Annotated in this window: 15 protein-coding genes and 1 pseudogene; 6 read left to right on the forward strand and 10 right to left on the reverse strand. The window is 61.7% G+C overall.

The window, feature by feature from the left end; all coding sequences use genetic code 11:
- The first annotated feature begins 63 nt into the window (after positions 1-63).
- Entirely contained in the window at positions 64-753 is a 690-nt protein-coding gene (locus ABY44_RS19220; RefSeq protein WP_230947163.1) for a hypothetical protein, read from the forward strand.
- A 4-nt stretch (positions 754-757) separates the two neighbouring features.
- Positions 758-1,864, forward strand: a complete 1,107-nt coding sequence (locus ABY44_RS19225; RefSeq protein ID WP_060083147.1) for a hypothetical protein — start codon at positions 758-760, stop codon at positions 1,862-1,864.
- Here ABY44_RS19225 and ABY44_RS19230 read toward each other — a convergent pair.
- Together ABY44_RS19230 and ABY44_RS19235 are read right to left on the reverse strand one after the other, a co-directional pair.
- The gene (locus ABY44_RS19230; RefSeq protein WP_230949283.1) at positions 1,852-2,874 is read right to left on the reverse strand and encodes a hypothetical protein; all 1,023 of its coding nucleotides are present in this window, start codon (positions 2,872-2,874) and stop codon (positions 1,852-1,854) included. The genes ABY44_RS19225 and ABY44_RS19230 overlap by 13 nt on opposite strands.
- Positions 2,769-3,653, reverse strand: coding sequence for a metal-dependent hydrolase (locus ABY44_RS19235; RefSeq protein WP_230948768.1), 885 nt, complete (start codon positions 3,651-3,653; stop codon positions 2,769-2,771). Before ABY44_RS19235 ends, ABY44_RS19230 begins: the two co-directional genes overlap by 106 nt.
- Before the next feature lie 179 nt (positions 3,654-3,832).
- Between ABY44_RS19235 and ABY44_RS19240 the strand changes: the two genes are divergently transcribed.
- Genes ABY44_RS19240 through ABY44_RS19250 form a run of 3 tightly spaced genes read left to right on the forward strand, consistent with a single transcriptional unit; the run spans position 3,833 to position 7,411 of the window.
- Complete coding sequence (locus ABY44_RS19240) at positions 3,833-4,702, forward strand: fatty acid desaturase family protein (RefSeq protein ID WP_230948767.1); 870 nt, start codon at positions 3,833-3,835, stop codon at positions 4,700-4,702.
- Between the two features lie 7 nt (positions 4,703-4,709).
- Positions 4,710-6,296, forward strand: coding sequence for a GH3 family domain-containing protein (locus tag ABY44_RS19245; RefSeq protein WP_059699173.1), 1,587 nt, complete (start codon positions 4,710-4,712; stop codon positions 6,294-6,296).
- Positions 6,290-7,411 carry an aromatic ring-hydroxylating oxygenase subunit alpha gene (locus tag ABY44_RS19250; RefSeq protein ID WP_081072672.1) on the forward strand — a complete coding sequence of 374 codons (1,122 nt, stop codon included), beginning with the start codon at positions 6,290-6,292 and terminating at the stop codon, positions 7,409-7,411. The genes ABY44_RS19245 and ABY44_RS19250 overlap by 7 nt, the downstream gene beginning before the upstream one ends.
- Before the next feature lie 71 nt (positions 7,412-7,482).
- On the opposite strand, the gene ABY44_RS19255 is transcribed toward ABY44_RS19250, so the two are convergent.
- From ABY44_RS19255 to ABY44_RS19280, 6 genes and pseudogenes are all read right to left on the reverse strand, one after another.
- Positions 7,483-7,743, reverse strand: coding sequence for a PAAR domain-containing protein (locus ABY44_RS19255; protein WP_060175062.1), 261 nt, complete (start codon positions 7,741-7,743; stop codon positions 7,483-7,485).
- A gap of 19 nt (positions 7,744-7,762) precedes the next feature.
- Positions 7,763-9,247, reverse strand: a complete 1,485-nt coding sequence (locus ABY44_RS19260) for a type VI lipase adapter Tla3 domain-containing protein (RefSeq protein ID WP_060175061.1) — start codon at positions 9,245-9,247, stop codon at positions 7,763-7,765.
- A gap of 149 nt (positions 9,248-9,396) precedes the next feature.
- Positions 9,397-11,571 carry a T6SS effector phospholipase Tle3 domain-containing protein gene (locus tag ABY44_RS19265; RefSeq protein ID WP_059699171.1) on the reverse strand — a complete coding sequence of 725 codons (2,175 nt, stop codon included), beginning with the start codon at positions 11,569-11,571 and terminating at the stop codon, positions 9,397-9,399.
- A gap of 11 nt (positions 11,572-11,582) precedes the next feature.
- Positions 11,583-14,366, reverse strand: coding sequence for a type VI secretion system Vgr family protein (locus ABY44_RS19270; RefSeq protein ID WP_431641603.1), 2,784 nt, complete (start codon positions 14,364-14,366; stop codon positions 11,583-11,585).
- 838 nt (positions 14,367-15,204) lie between these two features.
- A pseudogene (locus ABY44_RS19275) lies at positions 15,205-15,471 on the reverse strand (aromatic alcohol reductase); the annotation flags it as partial.
- A 28-nt stretch (positions 15,472-15,499) separates the two neighbouring features.
- Positions 15,500-15,898, reverse strand: a complete 399-nt coding sequence (locus ABY44_RS19280) for a nuclear transport factor 2 family protein (protein WP_027790134.1) — start codon at positions 15,896-15,898, stop codon at positions 15,500-15,502.
- A gap of 82 nt (positions 15,899-15,980) precedes the next feature.
- Between ABY44_RS19280 and ABY44_RS19285 the strand changes: the two genes are divergently transcribed.
- On the forward strand, positions 15,981-16,922 hold the full coding sequence (locus tag ABY44_RS19285; RefSeq protein ID WP_060175059.1) for a LysR substrate-binding domain-containing protein: 942 nt from the start codon (positions 15,981-15,983) through the stop codon (positions 16,920-16,922).
- Positions 16,923-17,054: 132 nt separating this feature from the next.
- On the opposite strand, the gene ABY44_RS19290 is transcribed toward ABY44_RS19285, so the two are convergent.
- Together ABY44_RS19290 and ABY44_RS19295 are read right to left on the reverse strand one after the other, a co-directional pair.
- Positions 17,055-17,492, reverse strand: coding sequence for an Lrp/AsnC family transcriptional regulator (locus ABY44_RS19290; RefSeq protein ID WP_021157543.1), 438 nt, complete (start codon positions 17,490-17,492; stop codon positions 17,055-17,057).
- Positions 17,489-18,418, reverse strand: coding sequence for a homocysteine S-methyltransferase family protein (locus ABY44_RS19295; protein ID WP_027790137.1), 930 nt, complete (start codon positions 18,416-18,418; stop codon positions 17,489-17,491). Before ABY44_RS19295 ends, ABY44_RS19290 begins: the two co-directional genes overlap by 4 nt.
- Positions 18,419-18,478: the final 60 nt, after the last annotated feature.

The raw sequence follows: 18,478 nt of genomic DNA on the forward strand, positions 1-18,478 counted from the left end.
GTATCATGATAAATCGTTTCAGCTCGCATGAATAACGACGCTATGCCGCTTCGAGCCAGTTCCATGACACGTGCGCAGCTGCGCGACGTCGACGTTGCACACATGTACGCGCTCTATTCGGCCTGTTACCGGGATACGGAACGGGCACGCTTCGAACACGATCTCGACGACAAGACACATTGCGTCATCATGCGCGATGACACCGGCAAGCTGCGCGGCTTCTCCACGTTGAAACTGTATGAACAGCAGTGGTGCGACACCACACTGCGCATCCTGTTTTCCGGCGACACGATCGTGGATCCGGCCTGCTGGGGCAGCCAGCAACTCGCGTTTTGCTGGATTCGACTCGCCGGTGAGCTCAAACGCAACTCGCCTGACCTGGCACTATACTGGTTTCTGATCTGCAAAGGGCATCGCACGTACCGCTACTTGCGAGCGTTCGCGCATGATTTCACCCCGCGATTCGACCGACCGACCGAGCCCTCGATTCAGGCACTGCTCGATCATCTGGCTGTCGAGCGCTTCGGGCACGCATACGACGCCGCGTCCGGCGTGCTCAATTTTCCTGTACCGCAAGGCCGCCTCGCCCCGGCCCTCGCCGAAGTGCCTGACGCGCATCGGCGGCTGCCGGATGTCGCCTATTTTCTGGAACGCAATCCAGAATACGCGCACGGAAACGAGCTCGTCTGCCTGTGTGAGCTGAAGCCGGAAAACCTGCGCCCGATGGCAAGACGAATCTTCGCCGGTGAATGAGCCAATGACGCGGATCCGGCCAGCCACAGCGTCCGACAACGAACGGCTTCTCGCGTTTCAAACACGTTACGCGATGCTCGGCGGGATGCCGCTTCGCTTCGATCGCTCACCGGATTACTTCGCACTGCATCGGTGCCATTCGAACGACTATCGAACCTGGCTCGCGGAGGACAGCGCCGGGCACGTCAAGGGAATGGCCAGCATGGTCGTTCGCGACGGCTACCTCGCCGGCGAGAAACAGCGCATCGCTTACCTCGGCGACTTGCGCATCGCCCCCGATCGCGAACTGGCACGCACGTGGGTCGATTATGTCGTCGATCGCCTCGCTGATCTCGCCCGGCACGAAGATGTGCAGCATACGTACTGCTGCGTCATTCGCGACAACCGGATCGCAACGCAATCGCTATTCAGGACAGGCAAGCGGACCCGGCTCGGATTTCGACATTGGCGCGGCTACAGTAACGTATCGATCTATGCGCGACGTATCGCTGCGCGGCGCGCCGACTCCGTCAGGATCATGAACGCGTCGGCCACCGATGCCGACGCGCTCCGCGCATTCCTGGACCAGGAGTCGCGTTCCCAACCCTTCGGCTGCGTCTTTACAGCGGACGAATTCACGCGCCGCCTGAACGCCTGGCCTGACTTCGGAATCGAGCGCTTTCTGATCGCACGCAACGCGCAGGGGCGTATCGTGGGCTGCGTTGCTCCGTGGGATGCGGGACGTATCAAGCGCATCGTCCTGGAACGTCTGCCGCGCTCACTCGGTGCGTTGCGTCACGGCGTCAACGCCGTCGCGCCGTTGCTCGGACGCCCTCCCATCGCAGCACCCGGCCAGCCGCTTCAGGACATCTACCTGACTCATCTGCATGTGAGCGGACGCGACCCGGGCATCGCACAGGCGCTGCTCGATGCAGTCTGGCAACGAGAGCGGAGCCGCTATGCGTTGCTGCAGCTTTGCCTGTACGATCACGATCCGCTATGGTCCGCGTTGCGCGGCTATCGGTACACCGCGCTGCCGATGGATCTGTATACGCTATCGACGCCCGGCGCGACCGCACTCGATCCGGGCGGCACCGAAGCGATCCCGGGATTCGAGATCTATCTCGTCTGACCGCTCGCGACCGCTGCCGCTCGCGTGTCGTTCAGGAGCGCAACGAGTGCAAGCCAGAAACGCCCCGCATCGAAACCGGCGCCGCCGAGTACAGGCTGGCCATGGTCGAGATGCGGCACGCATACTTGAGGCATGCCGCGAATCGTCTGGTGGTCCAGGTAGAACTGTCCGTCATGCGCACAACCGGGACGGTAGCGGTCGAGGCGCGAGTGATGTGCATCGAACCGGGACGTGCGTTCTATCGACCAGCTCACGACATGCACACAGTGCAGGCCACCGGGCACCGCAGACAACAGATTCGCGATGCCGGCGTCGCGCTCGCTGCCGATATCGCGCGAGCCTGCATGGAGCCAGCGTGTGCGCAACAATCTCCCGGCGGCTCGACCCAACCATGCGGGATCGATGCGCGCCCCCCGTTGCCCGAGCAGGCCGTCGACGATCGCGCTCGGGCCGACGGGCGGCTGCACGAGTGCGATACCGTCGCAGCGAGCACGAAGCCCTGAATCCGCATGCAGCGCCGCCAGTGCATCGAGCCCGCCCTTGCTATGGGTGAGGACAATAAAGCGGCGATCAGCAGGCAGGCGCGCATACAGGTAGCGCACGATATGCGCGCCCTGCTCGGCAACCGCGCGAGACGAGCGGACCGGCACACGCAGGATTGGGTAGCGCGCGGCACGCAACGCCCGCACGGCATGCCGGAAGCAGGCAGGTATCCACTCGGAATAGAGTCCCGCAATCAACACGACGACGGTGTCCGGGAATGCGCGGCCGCCATGCGCATGCCAACATTCGATGAAATGCCCGGTCCAGTCGATTGCTGCGGGCGCCGGTTCGAACGGCGTCGATGGGTAGTGTTGCCGCCACTCGTCGAAGCCGGACGGCGACCATGCCGGACGCCGTGCGCTCATGCCGGCTCCGTTGTCACGCCGTCGGCAGCGAGTGCCGCACGGGCAGCAGCCAGGGTGGCCGGATTTCCGATTCGCGCAGGGTGAAAACGCGGCGAGAACCATACCAGCCATGCGGGCAGCACGCGGGTAACGATGCCCGGCGCGCCGAACAGCCACCAGCCAAGCTGTGCCCAGCTTCGCCAATTGCCGGCGCCGCGGTCGGCACGCGCGAGACGCACGATGAAATAGCCCAGATCGACGATGAAGCATGCCGTGACGCCGAGCATCGCCGCCGTCCGTATGAAATAGCGCTTGATCGCGCCGCCGCCGCAAGCGCGCAATACGTCGAACGCGACGGCCTTGTGTTCGGTTTCCTCGATCGCATGCCATCGCCAGATCGCGGCCATCGACGGGTCGACGCCGTCAAGAATGGCCGGATCGCGCAACAGCAGATCGGCCAGAATAGCCGTGTAGTGCTCGAGACATGCCGTAAAGGTCAATTGAAGCAGCGGCGACGCGACACGCCGGCATTGTTGCTGCCGTCTCCGCATGAGCGCCTCGAGTGCGTCGACCGGCATGCCCTGGCGAGCCAGGCGCCGGTTATACGCGCGATGCTCGCGGATGTGAGCAGCTTCCTGGTACAGGAAAGCATCCACTTGAGCGGCGAGTGTGCCATCGACCGGCAGCGCGTCGCGGTACTGCCTCACGCTATCGACAAAGAACTTCTCGCCGAGCGGAAACATGATCGAGAACGCGTCGAAAAAGCGCGTCACGAGGCGTTTGTCACGATACCAATAGCGCGGAATATGGTCGGCAAAACAAAAACGCGGATTGCGCCGACGGATGTCTGCCGCGTCGTTGCAGCGCTCATGCATGGAATCGTCGGTTCGTTTGGCGGACATGGTCGCGATCGATCGTGGCGTAACGCGCAAGATCAGCGCAGGCGGGCGTATTGTTCGATGATGGCGATCGAAGGTATGCTCTGCGTCGCCGCCACCATCCATGTCCGAATTGTATGTTCGTTGCCAATGCAAGCGCCATAGATAAATGTTCGCGACGGTTCGATCGGCTGAATCTCTGCGTGCTCGCGCTGCAGAGCGTTGCATGGGCCGGCATCCTGACGTGGCTGTCGCACGGTACGAGCCCCTTGCGCTGGGTGTCGCTCGTACCGTTCTGCCTGATCATGCAAGGTGTGTTTTCGATGATGCACGAAACTTTCCACGGTTTCGGGCATCGGCGCGGGGCAGTCAACTACCTGATGATGTGGTGGGCATCGGCGATGTTCGGCGCGGCCGCAACGCTGATCCACGTGAATCATCTCGGTCACCACGTGCGGAATCGAACGCTCGCGGAGCGGGTGGACTTCGTCGAGCCGGACGCTTCGCTGTGGCGCAAGCGAATCGAATACTACGCGGCGATCGTCGGCGGCATCTGGTTCGCGAGTTTCGCGGGCAGCTTCGTCCTCGCCGTGCTTCCGAGTCGCGTCCCGTATGGCTGGGCGAAGTACGGACGCGACAACACGTATGCGGCTGCGTTCAAAGACTTCGACCAGGCCGAATTTCGACGAATTCGCTACGAAACCCTCGCAGGCGTGGCCGCGTGGATCGCACTGGGCGCATTGCTGGACTGGCGCGTGCTCGATATCGCGCTTGCCTATCTCGCATTCGCGTTTTCGTGGTCGTCGCTCCAATGGGTGTATCACATGCACACGCCGCTCGACGTTGTCGAGGGCACATACAACATGCGTGCCCCCACACTGATCCGCTGGGCATTCCTCAACTTCAACTACAACCTGACGCATCACCGGCATCCGAGCCTGCGCTGGCAGGAGCTTCATGCACGCTCCGACGCGGCGGAGACGCGACCGCTGTGGTACGGTTGGCTGCATGTGTTCGATGCGCCCCGGCGCTTGCCCAGCGATCTGACACAGCTCGAAAAAACCTATTTCTGACGAGAGGATGCACGTGCGTGCACAAGATGCGTGGGCCGCGTTTAGCGCTGCTGCAGAACCTTTCCGTCGCGCATGGCTCACCGCACTCGATGCGCCGGGCGACGCGCAGGCAACCTTTCTGTCACGCTTGCTCGCCGCGAATCGGAACACAGCGTTCGGCATGGCCAACGGGTTTGCCGATATCGCGGATCCGGCACAATTTCGCGAACGCGTGCCGGCAACCTCCTACGCCGGCATGTCCCGATGGATCGATCGTGCCCTCGAGGAGTCCGCTCCGATCCTGACCGACCAGGCGCCACGCTTCTTCGAGCGCACGAGCGGCGGCAGCGAGCAGCAAAAGCTCATTCCCTATACGCCAGCCTTTCTCGAAGAATTGCAGTTCGCGCTGATCGTCTGGCTCTCCGATCTGCATCGCACCGTGCCCGGCGTCGCGGCCGGGCGCGCGTACTGGTCGATGTCACCGCCAATGCAAGCGCGCGAACGCGCTCCCAACGGCATCATGATCGGATCGGACAGCGATCTCGATTACCTGGCCGGCAGCCCGCTCGTCGATCTACTGCCGACACTCGTCGCCCCGTCACTGTCGGGTAATGATCGGGCGTGGCGCAACGAAACGTTACGCGCGCTTATCTCCGCCGATGATCTGGCCTTCATCAGCGTATGGAGCCCGACCTTCTTGACCAGTCTGCTTCGTCCGCTGTTCGACCACGCCGAACCGCAGCGCCGCGATACGCTCACCTTCCTGTTCGATTCGCTACCGTCGAGCCGTATGGCAGCGCTGCGACGCGCACTCGACGACGGCCACTGCGGCCGGCTGTGGCCGCAGCTCGCGGCAGTGAGTTGCTGGATGGACGGTCCAAGCAAAGGCTACGCCGCACATGCCCGCACCTTGTTTCCGCAGGCGGCATGGCTTCCGAAAGGCTTGTTTTCCACCGAGGCGGTGGTCAGCCTGCCGTTCGGCGATACGACCGGCTGTCCCCTCGCCGTCTGCAGCCACTTCCTGGAGTTTCTGCTCGACGACGGAACCGCGATTGGCGTGGAAGAACTGAAGCCGGGCGATACGGTCGAGGTCGTCGTGACGACCGGAGGCGGCCTGTATCGCTATCGGCTCGGCGATCGGGTCCGTGTGACCGGATATGCGGGACGAACGCCATGCGTGACCTTCGTCGGGCGGGCTGGCACGCAAAGCGATCTGGTCGGTGAAAAGCTGGACGAAGCCTATCTGGCTGCGTCGCTTTCCGACGTGCTGCAACCGGGTGACGAAGGTTGCGTGATTCCGTGCGCAGACGCGGATCCGCCCCACTACCTGCTGTTGCTTGCCAGCGGTACGCAGGACGTCGCCGCCTTGCGCGATGCGCTGGAACAGGCTCTCGTCCGCGCTTTTCACTACCGGCACGCACGCACGGTCGGCCAGCTTGGCCCGTTGCGCGCGGTTCGCGTGCCCGGGGGCGCCGCCCAGCTGGCGGATCTCGTCCAGCGAGCCCACGAGCGCGCAGGCATCCGGGCTGGCGATGTCAAACCCCGCGCCCTGGTGGCCAAGCCCGCCGTGGCGAACGCACTCCGCGCCTTCATCGAGGACACGTGCTCATGTTGAACATATCGATCGCATCGACGCATCCCCCGTGCGACGAATCCGTGCCGGACGCCGATGGCGACGCCTTCGGCGCGCTGGTCGAACAATGGTACGTCGCGGGCACCGAAGCCGACGTCAAGCGCGACAAGCCGTTCGGCACGCGGGTACTCGGCCTCGGCATCGTGTTGTTCCGGGCGGCCGGCGGCGAGATCGTCGCGCTCGTCGATCAATGTGTGCATCGCGGCACCCGGTTGTCGGCCGGGAAGGTCGTCGACGACTGCCTCGTCTGTCCGTATCACGGCTGGCATTATGACCAGCACGGCAGCGTGACCCGAATTCCCAGCATCGACGGCGCGAGCGCAGCACCGCCAGGTACGACCTACCCGTATCGTCAGCGCAGGTTACCGGTGCTGACTCGGCACGGCCTCGTCTGGGTCTATCGCGGGCGAGACGATCCAGCGCTGAAGCGGCCGTTCGACATGCCGCACTACGGCGAACGGCCGTGGCAGTCGTACTACATGGTCAATACGTTCGATGGCGACCTCGGTGCGCTGGTCGAGAACTTCATGGACGTCCCGCATACGGTGTTCGTGCACGACCGGATCTTCCGCTCATCCACTGGACGGCGACTACGGGCATCCGTCGAACTCAAGCAGCAGAGCGTCGAGGTCACGTATCACGATGACGGCGACAAGATCGGCATGCTGGACTGGCTGACCAATCCGTCCAGGGAACCGCTTCGACATACCGATCATTTTTATGCACCGAACGTCACGCGGTGCGACTATCACTGGGGCAGCCGCTCGAGTTTTCTGATCATCAGCCAGATCACGCCGCTCGACACGCGTCGATCGCGTGTCTATACGTACATCGCCTATCGCTTTGCCTTGCCGGCCGCGGTGCTGCGCGCGCTGAAACCGCTGCTGCACCTCTACACGCATTCCGTGATCCAGCAAGACGTGCGAATCATGCGTGCACACCGCGAGGGACTCGACAACGCCGCAGGCTTCACCCCGTCGAGCGTGCGCGCCGATGTGGTCCACATTGCGATCGGCCGGTTGTTGGCCGCGGCGCAGCGTGGCGAGCCGTTGCCCGATGCGCAATGCGGCACGAAGCCGATGGAATTCGTGATCTGAGCGTCACAGGCACGATCGGGCGAGGCCGGCCCGGCTTGACCGGCGCACCGCCCACGTGCCCCGTATTTCCGTCAGCCGCCGGTCTGATCCTGGCTCGCGATCAGGCGTGCTCCGCATGCCAGCAAGTCGCCATCGCAGGCAGCAACTTGCCCGTCGAACCGGGCGCGGCCCGACACCGTTGCGATGAAGGTCAGGCCGTGAATCTCGCAAATCGCGGGATCGTGCAAGCGTGCAATCGCACGCCCGTTGATTCGCGAGTTCGGCGCCCCGGACACAACGCGTCCGCCGTGGCTGTGCACATCGCCTTCGATGATGTATCGCTTTTGACCCATGACGTGTCGATCCGGTCCGTCAGAAATCCCAGCTGAACGTCTGCGGATGCGCCTGCCGCGACGCGGCGTCCGGCGGTGTCAGCATGACGATCGTGGCATGCAGCGGATCCCGCAGGTTGATCAGTGCGCTCGTCTTCCCGTCGCCATAACCCATCATCAGCGCCAGCGCGGTCTGGACCCAGATCGAGCTCGTTCCGGTGTCGCCGCCGATACGGCGCTGCATGTCGAAGGCGTCTTTCGGATCGTCAATATCGACATGCTGCGGGTTGTCGTGCAGCGACTGCACCAGCAACGCGAGATTGGCGGTCGAGGCGCCAGTATCGTAGAACATGCGTCCCGGCTGCTCGCCGGGCGCAAGCGCACCCACAGCCTGCTGCCAGCCGGCGCGGATCTTTTCGATTCGCTCGCCCTTCTTCAACGGCGCCCCGTGCCCGTTGCTCAGATCGACTCGCACCGGCCGATGCAGATTGGCCAGAACCGGCCATTTGTCATACTCCTTCAACTGCCACGTGGTCCAGGGAATCGGCACCCACGGGTTCGGCTTGAAGCCGTCCGGCATCTTCAACGACGCAGTCTTCCAGAACTCGGAGAGCTTCGCCTGCCAATAATCCACCGGCATCTCCTTTTCACCCTTCTTCCAGTGGGCTTTCTGAAGCTGCCAGAAATAATTCCACAGCTTGATCACGTCATATTGGGTCTGGCTGTTGTCGATTGCCTCCGGTGCGTCCACCACATATGGACGAATCAGTCGGTCAACTCGGTCCTTTCTCGTCACCAGCAACGCAACGTAACTGTCAGGATTCTTTGGTACGAAGTTTCCATCTTTTGTGGACAAACCCAGGTAATCGGCGCCCGGAGTGCCCAAATAGGATCGCGTATTGATTCCATCCTCAACCAGCAATACCACTGCCGGCAAGTCCGGCTCGCGGTCAAAGATATCAAATACTCTAGAGACTACCTCGTCCCCGTGCGCAGTATGTATTTCATCGAGTCTCGTATAAAGGGTATTACCAATCCCCGCCCCGTTATCCGCACTACTGATGTGGGTTGCCATCCGGTCCGCATCCGGATCACTCTCGTTTCGCGGCGGCCCGGCCACTATCACGGGAATCGGCCAATAATCGACCCATCCGCGCAACGTATAGCCGAAGACGTTGTTCTCGCGCTTATGTCCCGCAAAGCTTCGATCGCTACTCGACCACGGATATTGTTTGGGATCCTGCAGGAGCAACGTTCCGCTGCCCCCTGCCTCGTCCAGCCGCATCAATAGCGCACGCTGGCGAAACCGGTCAACGGCGACGCCAAAACGGCGTATTTCCAACGTGAACCGCGCATCCCTGGACCCGTCCCCGGCAACGACAGCTTCGTTTGCGCTGGATGGACGAGCGGCCGCCGGCGTGTCTCGAGGCGGCGAGTCTCTACGCAACGAGGCGCCATAGGCGATACTGACGCCTGCCGCCAACAACAGCGGCGGCAAGATCAACAGCGACAAGCGTCGATACATTGCAATATTTCCTCCCAAGAATCCCTCCCTTCCAACAACAAATTCGACGACTGCAATCCACAAGAGAGTCAGGATTGCGAGTGAAAGCAGAAATATTCGTGCAGCCGGTGGTCGTGTGACGTTTGTCGTAATCATGGCGCGTCAATTTTTCAATGTACCGATCGTGCTTCTTTTACAACTTCACTATTTCGATCTTTCCTGGTTTCACTGACCACACCTTCAGGAAAATCCTTCGGCACGATATCGTCTTCCGGGAAAACTCCGCTTTCGTAATAGCTGCAATTGGCTTTTACTATGTCGGACGTTACGGAGTCGAGCTTTTTGCCGAGTTTTCTCTCGGCTTTTACTATATCGCTCTCCGGAAGTCTCCAATCAGCAATAGCCCGCAGGAGTTTTGCCCAGTCCGGATCGTCGAGCGCACGCGCCTGGCCTACCGACACATCGAATGCGGTCGCACAGCGGTGATTTCTACGACCGCTCATGACCGCCGAGTGATATGAACTTTCTCCCGGATGTTCATTCATCAGCCGAACCTTGGCTTCGTTGAGCGTCTCCTGACGATAAACGACGATGTGCCCGGGCGACGGCGGTACCGTCGACACGACCCGGCCGACCTTGCACTGATCGTCGGGATCCTTGCCCGCGTTCAACGACGCCTCCACCTCAGCGGAGGTCGGCAACGTCCCATCCTCGCTCGTTGGCCAGTCGATGATTTGTGCAGGCAACGGCTGCAACGCACCTTCGCCACTGTTCGTGCTCAGGGCAATTTCCGCTTCGAGCTGGTCAATGGCTTGTTTGCCGGGCGCATACTCTCCGGTATTTTTTTCCGAGAGCGGCGTTGCCTCCGTTCCAGGCAGCACATTGCCTTCCATTTCGGGATCGAACGGTGGCGTCAATGCTTCGCCATTGATATTGCGCTCGGTGCCGACGTCTATCTGCGTCGATTTCACCCATGTCGTGAAGCCGCCAGGCAAGCCATGGGATGTTTCGCCCTTTTCCCGCACCGTAAAGTTCCCGGGCGGCGTACCAACCTGAACCGGCTTGCCCTGCCGCAGACGCCGGGTAAAGACACGCTGCCGGAAAGCCGCCGACAGCAGATTAATTTTCTCGAGCTTGCTTCCCCGCTGCGCCGCACGCACATCGATTGAGTCGGGCAAGCCCGAGCACCCCATGCCATTGACGCCGCGCAGACCGACGGTCGCATCCTCCGGGCTGAAGTACATATACACTTTGCCGCGATTGTCGCGCTCGGCGAACACGACGCATTCGTTGCCTTGCAACCCGCTCAGGCGCGTCGCCTGCGCGGGATCCCAGGTTGGGCCGACGACGCCAAAATTGTCCCGTCCTGGCTCGTATTTCAATTGTTCGAGCGGCGGCGTCGGATATTTGCCGTTCGCCACATGCCCGGCCAGATTTGCCAGGGTCTTTGCACGCGCGTAAGCCGTCTGCTGCTGGTCCCCGCGTTGCAGCAACCGATCCATGAACTCCTCGCTCAAGCTGTAGGGCGAGTCGATCAGGACCAGCGTGTCGGCAGGACGGTCGGCCGGGCCACATTGGTTTGGAATCAGCCCCTCGACGAGATAGGCCTGGGCGAGCAGCGATATCAGCGTGCCCTGACTGTGCGCAATGATGTTGACTGTCCCGTCCGGATCGACAAGGCGGATTTGCCGCACCAATGCCGCGAGCCGCCGAGCTGCCAGCACCATGTAATGCCGATTTTCCGCTTCGCGAAGCGGGTGCGTCGGGTCGCCCTGCATCCGGTCGAGAATTTTCGTCGTCATTCCCCCTTTGAAATTCGAGTCGAACATGTCGGGGATGTTATTGGTCGCATTGGCGAAGAATCCGCCGTTGCGCGCGCGGTGTTCATCAAGGCGGTTGCCGAACCGGTCGACGTACTGGCCGTTGACGGTCTCCTTATTGGGGTCTCGGGGCAAATCCTCCTTTCCGACGCGTAACCCCCAATAAAACGGAATCAACGGACTCTTTGTCTCTTCGCTTTCCTGCCGACGATAAATGACATCGTCCATGTTCTTCATCATGTCGGCAACGCTCACCTTGCTCGGGTCGTTCGCCATGCGGCCGTGCGAGTACTCGGCGCCCTTGAAATCGGAACGACCGAGGCGGTCGTTCAATCCTTCGCACAGTCCGCCTTCGACCGTACCGAAATCCGTTCCGAGGTCATTCACACCATGGATCAGGATCGTCGTGCACGGAAAGCGATTTTGCACGTCGGTATTGACGCACGCATCCTGCGGCCGGTTGCAATTGAGAATCGCCTTGCGTTCGCCAACAATCCGGGGCGACGAGGTTGTGGTATCGGACATGACCGCCTGCCTTAAACGTCGAAAACCTGAATATGAGCGATGTGCATCGCGTCGCTGGATGCCAGCTCCGTCAACCCGTGTGCATCCGAGACCCCATTAATGACCTGGCCGTTGCGCAACGTGATCTTGTACGGACGGTTCGGTACGGGATGCGTACCGTCATCGCCGTCGGTACCGGGGTACCGCAAGCGGAACTTCTGATCGGCACCGCCGCGATTGAACGCCGGCGGCGCAACGTGGTCCGTGTTCGGGCCGACGAAATCATGTCCCGCCGTGTGAGCAGTGAACGCACCGTCTGAACCGACCTCGACGCCGCCACCGATTTTCACGTAGCTTCCGTCTTCCGCGACGAGCCGAATCGACTTGCCCGAGATCAACACCTCGTCGCCAACGGACATGATCTGTATTCCCTTCTGGGCAGTCGCCGCAAGCGTGTCCTGTTGCGCCTGCAAGACAACGGGACCTTCGCCGGCAATCGCGCGGACGCCTTCACCGCGCCCGAACAGGTGGATGCCTTGGCCAGCCGTCGTGATCACGCGCTGACCGCCAGCGAATTGCAGGTTCTGCCGCGCGATCTGATCGATGTTCTCGCCGGCGTAGGTCACGTAAGTCTTCGGGGTGATATTGAGCGCCCCCGCCTTTGCGCCAAATGCCATCAGCGCCTGAGAGTCGCCTGCGCCGGCGTTCGATGCACGATCGTCGCCTGAAGCGTGGCCACCCGGTGTCCATCCCTTGAAGGCGGTCACGACAGCTTGCTGTCCCGTCGCATCGGTCGCCGTGCCGCCGTGCTGTCCGGCGTAGTCTCCCAACGCCTTGAACAGCTCCGCGCATTCGCCGAGCAACTCGACGAGTTCATCGCGATCAAGCTGTCCGCCGCTCGCCTGTGTACGCGCGTATGTCGTCAGAAGCATCCCTTGCGCCGCACGCAGCGCGGCTGCCGCGTCCGTGCGCAATTCGGCGCCTTGGCCGCGGTCTGCGCCCTGTCCGTTTTCGCGTGGTTGAGTCAGGTAGCCGAGATTCAACTGGCTATGCGCATGCTCCGATGCAAGCTGCGCGCTGATTTGCTGCGGCGTGTCGTCGAGACGAAGCTGGTTGTAGCGCTGCCCCTTGATTTCCTTCGTCTTGATCCCGGAAAGAAAGCGATTGCCCGGCAGACTGCCCGTATGAGTGAAACTCGCCGGCATGTTCGCGCCGTTTGCCAGCACGCCGATGATGACCAGCCGGTCCGGATCCCCGCCGAGGCTCCCGAGCAGAACTTCGGTGCCCACCCGCGGCAAGAAAGTCTCCCCGAAATTCGGCCCAGCCAGACTAGACGCCACGCGAATCGGTGCGCTGTCGCTCTCGTTGCTGTTCGTTCCCGCACCCTGCGCATGCGCATGATCGCGAGAATCCTGACCGAGAATCTGCACGAACACGCAGCCATTCTCGTCGCAACTGACTTCCTCTCCATCGACCCCGACTACGCGTCCGGTAATCAGCGGCGTCGGCGGAAGATCAGTCTTGGGATCGTAAAGCGGCGTGAGCGGCGTGCCGCGCGGCACGCACGAGAATGTATTCTCGTAGCGCGTATCCTGCCCGGACGGATCGCCGTCGGTCATCGTTCGCGGCCGTTGAAGCGTATGGCTGGCCGCGAACAGCGCCTGCGCACGCTCGTTCAACCCCTTGGGCAGATTGTTCCAGACTTCGTGGTGCAGCGACGTGATCACGAATTGTTGCTTGTCGGACGGGAGCGTGCCCCACTCATCATCTCCGGCGATCGTGATCCATGAGCCGACTGCGAGGTCGCGAATTCCGCTCACGCCGTCGTATCGAACCGCCTGCGCTTCATGAGCCAGAATGCGATCCTCCGTCATCCGCTCGTGGTCCGCCCACGAGTCCGCCATATGCGGGACGTCGATCACGATGTCCGTCAGCAATTTCGCGAGATCGTTGCCCGATTCGCCTTGATCGATCTTTGTCGATGCGCTCGACTGGTCCACACGGGCATATCGGTAGTCCCACGAAGGTCGCCCCGATTCCCCCGAAATCAGTTGCTGGCGCATCGTCAAAGCGGTGATGGTGTCGCGCTGCTCCGTTCCAGCGTCTCGCGGATGGACGCGCACCGTACCCGCGGCGGACTCGTTCAGTTTCTGAGGGTCGTCGCAGAACACCAGCGTATGCACGGGAGGATCGCCGTCTTTCGTCTCACCGCTCACCCGTCCGGCGCGCACAAACATCGTGATGCCGTCGCGACGCGCAATCCTGGAGATGAAACGGGCATCAGATTCATTGACCTGACGGACGAAAGATCGACTCGGGTAGCGGGACCTGTCGAGTTGAGACAGATCGAATTCGAACGCCTGCGCGAGGGCCACGCTACGCTGTCGCCATTCGTTCAGGACAACTCCAAGCACATCGACAACGCTGACGTTACGGAAGATGCGAGAGTTGGTGCGCTTTTGCAGCAGGTTCACTGCGTCGGTCACGGTGAACTGGTAAACCGTCAGCTCTCCGTCGGTCCGGCCGATCTGCACGGCGCTGACGATTGCGTTGATGGCACGCAGTTGGCCGCGATCGGTGACGATACCGACTGAGACCGGCGCACCAATGAAAAGCTTCGGAGGCAGATCGCCCTGCTGCGAAATGCAGGTCAGATAGCCGCTGATGCCGGTCATCATGCTTTCATGGATGCTCGCGTGCTGCAACGCAACCTGTGATGCCAGCGCGTGCTGCGCCTTACCCCAATTCAGCACGACCGGTCGGCGATTCGCATCGATTCCCGATATGAAATTGCGGAACGACTCTCGGATATTCACGACGGTCTCTCAGTTTGATTCGTTATGACCCGCCGGATGTTGCTGTTCTAAATTGCTGGCGGCTGCGCGTGAGTTTACCAAAATGTGACACGGAAATAACAATCCCGGATCTCGATTAGCAATTTTTCATGTTATTCGACTAAGGCCACTAAATTTCGCGGCTCCAGCTGGATCGACGAGGAGCACTCCGAACGCCGGCCATGTCCCGAGCCCCTCCACGCGAAGCATTTTTCGAAGGCCCTGCGCGCACGGACCACGCCGAGACTGTATGCATGTGGATCCAATCCGTCACGTCAGAGTTCGCTGCCGTATCACGGCCATCGGCTCGTCAACTGAACGCCACCAATCACCCAGACGCTCGATATTGGAAACTCTTGAGGTACTCCGAACATCTAGTTCGGTTGGATCTTGAACAACCGTCCCCGACTTGCGTAAGGCTGCGCGATACCTTGCATCTGCATGAGCTGTTCGGCACAACGGGCCTTTGGGGAGGGCTTGATCCCGTTCTGTCCGGTCAATCTGCTCTTGTTCCACGGCACCCGCCCGGCAGCGGAAGAATTAAGCGTTTCCATGTCAACCTCCTCTCCAAAGAAGGGAGATCGATTGTGCGCTGGCGAGCGGCCGCTGTTCGCCCTTAACCCGTCATCCAATCTTCAGCGGCGTCAACGACTGCTGACAAGCAACTTCCGCCATCTGCCACTTTGCTTCCACACGCCGACTTCGCCGAGCAGAATTCGGTTGAAGTCAGTACGGAATACGGGAGCCCGCACCCATCGCCGAGGTCGCGCTTTTTGTTCGGGGAAGCTGTCGTCGATGCCGTTTGTCTGGATGGTAGTACTCACGATTGCTCGATGCGGCCCGAAGTAAGGTTTGCATTGATCCACGATGCAACGTCGGTGACCGGAATGGCGTGGCGTCGATTGACCGTCCCACTCTCGTCCCATGCGACCCCTCGCCGTTGAGCAAAAGCCGCACGATATTTGCGCATCATATCGTTCGGGTCGCGCGCCAGCTCATCCAGCAAATACTGCTCGCTCCACACCGAACGGCTGAACGGCCGGCCGAGACCCACTTGCAGCTTGTCGGCTACCTCCCCGTAAACCAGCCTTCGGTATTGAGCGACATCGATTCCGCTACGCGTACTTGTCGCCGACCGTACTCCGAATCGGATGGGTGTCGTAGACGATGATCATCCGTTCGATGAGCCCCGCGATGTCGAACTCGAACACGTCGACGCACTCGAAGCGCACCGCCGATCCGTCTTTCAGGCCCCAGTCGTAGATGAAGTAACCTGTCGCACGTCGAGCCCCACTCGCGCTGACGCAGATATCGATCGGTGTAATCTTGCTTTCTCCCGACGCGGCAGCGACCTTCGAAAAAAAGGCCTCAGGATGCATCCAGCCGAGAAATGGCGAGAAAATCTGCGCGTCCGGCGTAAATAGCGCGCAGATGGCACCGACATCGCCTCGCTCCAGTTCCCGAAGGTACGCGCGAACCTGTTCCGTATATAGTGATCCCGACGTTGAGTCCAAAATTATCCTCCGATCATTCGTTGACAACCCCGTTCATTCGCAAGAACAGGGCATCCGGTAGACGCACGATAGCGACGCACCGATGACCGAACAATCGAAAAATGTGCAATCCGGGTATGCAGCGCATGCATATCCGCTGGCTGACCTGACGCGGCCCCTCCCACCGTTGGCAGCGATTCAGTCATTCGTCGCCGCGGCGCAGCTTGGCAGCGTCAGCAAGGCGGCGGCTCATCTATGCCGTACGCAAGGCGCGGTGAGCCGCCAGATACAGCAGTTGGAAACGCATTATCGATGCGCGCTCTTTGTGCGCCACGTATCGGGTCTGACGTTGACAGCAGAAGGAAATGGACTGCTGACGGTCGCGGTCAACGTGCTTACGCAATTGGTTCAGCACGCAGACTTCCATGCGCGGACGACCTCGGTTCTCACCTTGAAGTTGCCGTCCACGTTCGCCATTCGCTGGTTGCTCCCGCGGCTGCCGGACATTCATCGCGCCATGAGCGGGACGGAGCTTCGTATTTCGACATCCGCGGACGATACGCCGGATTTCACTACGTCCGACGTCGATGCCGTCATTGTGCGAGGCACAGAACAGTGGACCGGTATGGAAGCGGTACCGCTGTTTTCCGAGACGCTCACGCCGATGTGCGCGCCCGCATTGGCAACATCACTGCGATCCGTTGCCGACCTTGCGCATGTCGATTTGCTCCATCCCGGGCCCAGCCACGCGGAGTGGAGATGCTGGCTCGATCATGTTGGGGCGCTCCAGATCGATGCGGAACGTGGACTTGTATTCGATACCCTCGAATTGACGCTCGCGGCATCGATGGATGGACACGGAATTGCAATCGGCGACCCACGAATGGCACGAGACCGGCTCCGTGCCGGATCGCTGGTGACGCCGTTTGAGGACGTGGTTCAGGACGGCCTTTCCTACTTCCTCGTATATCCGTCCCAACGTGCGGCACAACCGAAAATTCGAGCCCTCGCCGACATCTTGCTGCGGCTTGCGCGAGAAGACTGATCGATAGGCGAGAGTCCGATACCCGGGCAGGGCCGACAGTCGGATGTTGCAGCCGAAGTACAGGCGAATGACAGGATCGGGTCATGATCGGCAAGCTACCCCACCTGCTCCTTTCCCGTCGCGCCAGTTTGGTCAACGCTTGTGGACAACCGAATCGAGCACGAAGCTGGTCGTCATGTTCTGCACACCGTCCATCGCACTGATCGTCGCCCAGATGTCGCTGATGCGCTCGTGTGTGGCGGCCTCTATCTGTACGAGCAAATCGACCTCGCCGCTGAGCACCGCGCAATCGCGCACCTCGGCGATCCGCTCGAGTGCGGCAAGCACGTCCGCACCGCGCATCCGGTCCTTGCGGTAAACCAGCATCACGGCGCGCACCGGCACGACCTCATCGGGCAATGCGAGCCGCACCGTATAGCCTGCAATGATGTTCAGTGCTTCGAGCCGGTCGATCCGGTTCCGGACCGCTTGCCTGGACAAACCGATCCTGTCGGCCAGCACCGCGAGCGGAATCCGCGCATCGGCACACAACGCGTCGATTATCTTCTGGTCCAGGCCGTCGATCTTCATTCGCCGAGCCCGGTGTGCCGGGCACCGCGTGCATCGACCGCGTCGCGCAATGCCGCGATGTGGCCGGGGCCGATTCCGCAGCATCCGCCGACGATCCGCGCGCCCAGCGCAAGCCACTGCTCCGCCCATCTTGCATAGCCGGGCGGATCGATGTCGCCGCGCAAACCGTGGAGTTCCTCGTTCGCACGCGCATCGGCGCGCTGAGGCGGAAACGCGTTCGCATAGGCGCCGATCACGAGCGACGTTCCCGTTCGCGCAAGCCCGCGCTGCACCGTCTCGATCGCCGCACCCATCGCCTCCGGCTGGCTGCAATTGAACAGCAGCGCGGTCGCGCGCGCGGACACGGCGGCGTCGATCGCTTCGCCGAGCGTCTGCCCCGATCGCAATACCGGCGTGGCGTCTGCTTCGACGTCATCGCGCAGCGTGAACGAGACCCAAAGCGGTTTCGGATTCTCACCCAGCGCTCGCCGGACCGCGCCGATCTCGTCGGTCAGGCTCTGCGTCTCGGCCAGCCACAGGTCGACGTAGGGATCGAGCCCATCGACGAGCGTCGCCAAGATGGCATCGGCGCGCGCCGCGTCGAACAGGTCGGGACGGTAGGAACCGCCAGTCGGCGGAAGCGATCCTGCGACGCGCACGGGCCGCCCTGCGCGGTCCGCCGCTTGCCGCGCGAGTTGCCCGGCAAGGGCCGCGAGCGCGACTCCGTCGCGACGGAACCGCTCCTCGCCGATATGGAACGGCACGACCGCATAGCTGTTTGCGGTGATCACGTCGGCACCCGCCGCGACGAATGCGTCGTGCGCAAGGCCGACGTAATGCGGCGCTTCCATCAGCGCGAGTGCCGACCACTCCGGCTGCCTGAACGGCGCCCCCATCCGCGCCAGTTCGCGCCCCATGCCGCCGTCGAGTACTGTGATGTCATGCATAGTCCGTGCTCCGTCGTTGCAATCCGCGCATCTCGTGCCCGAATCGATTCAAAGGTCGGC

Origin of the sequence: Burkholderia sp. ZZQ-2 (assembly GCF_050768715.1) — a bacterium.
GTDB lineage: Bacteria > Pseudomonadota > Gammaproteobacteria > Burkholderiales > Burkholderiaceae > Burkholderia > Burkholderia cepacia.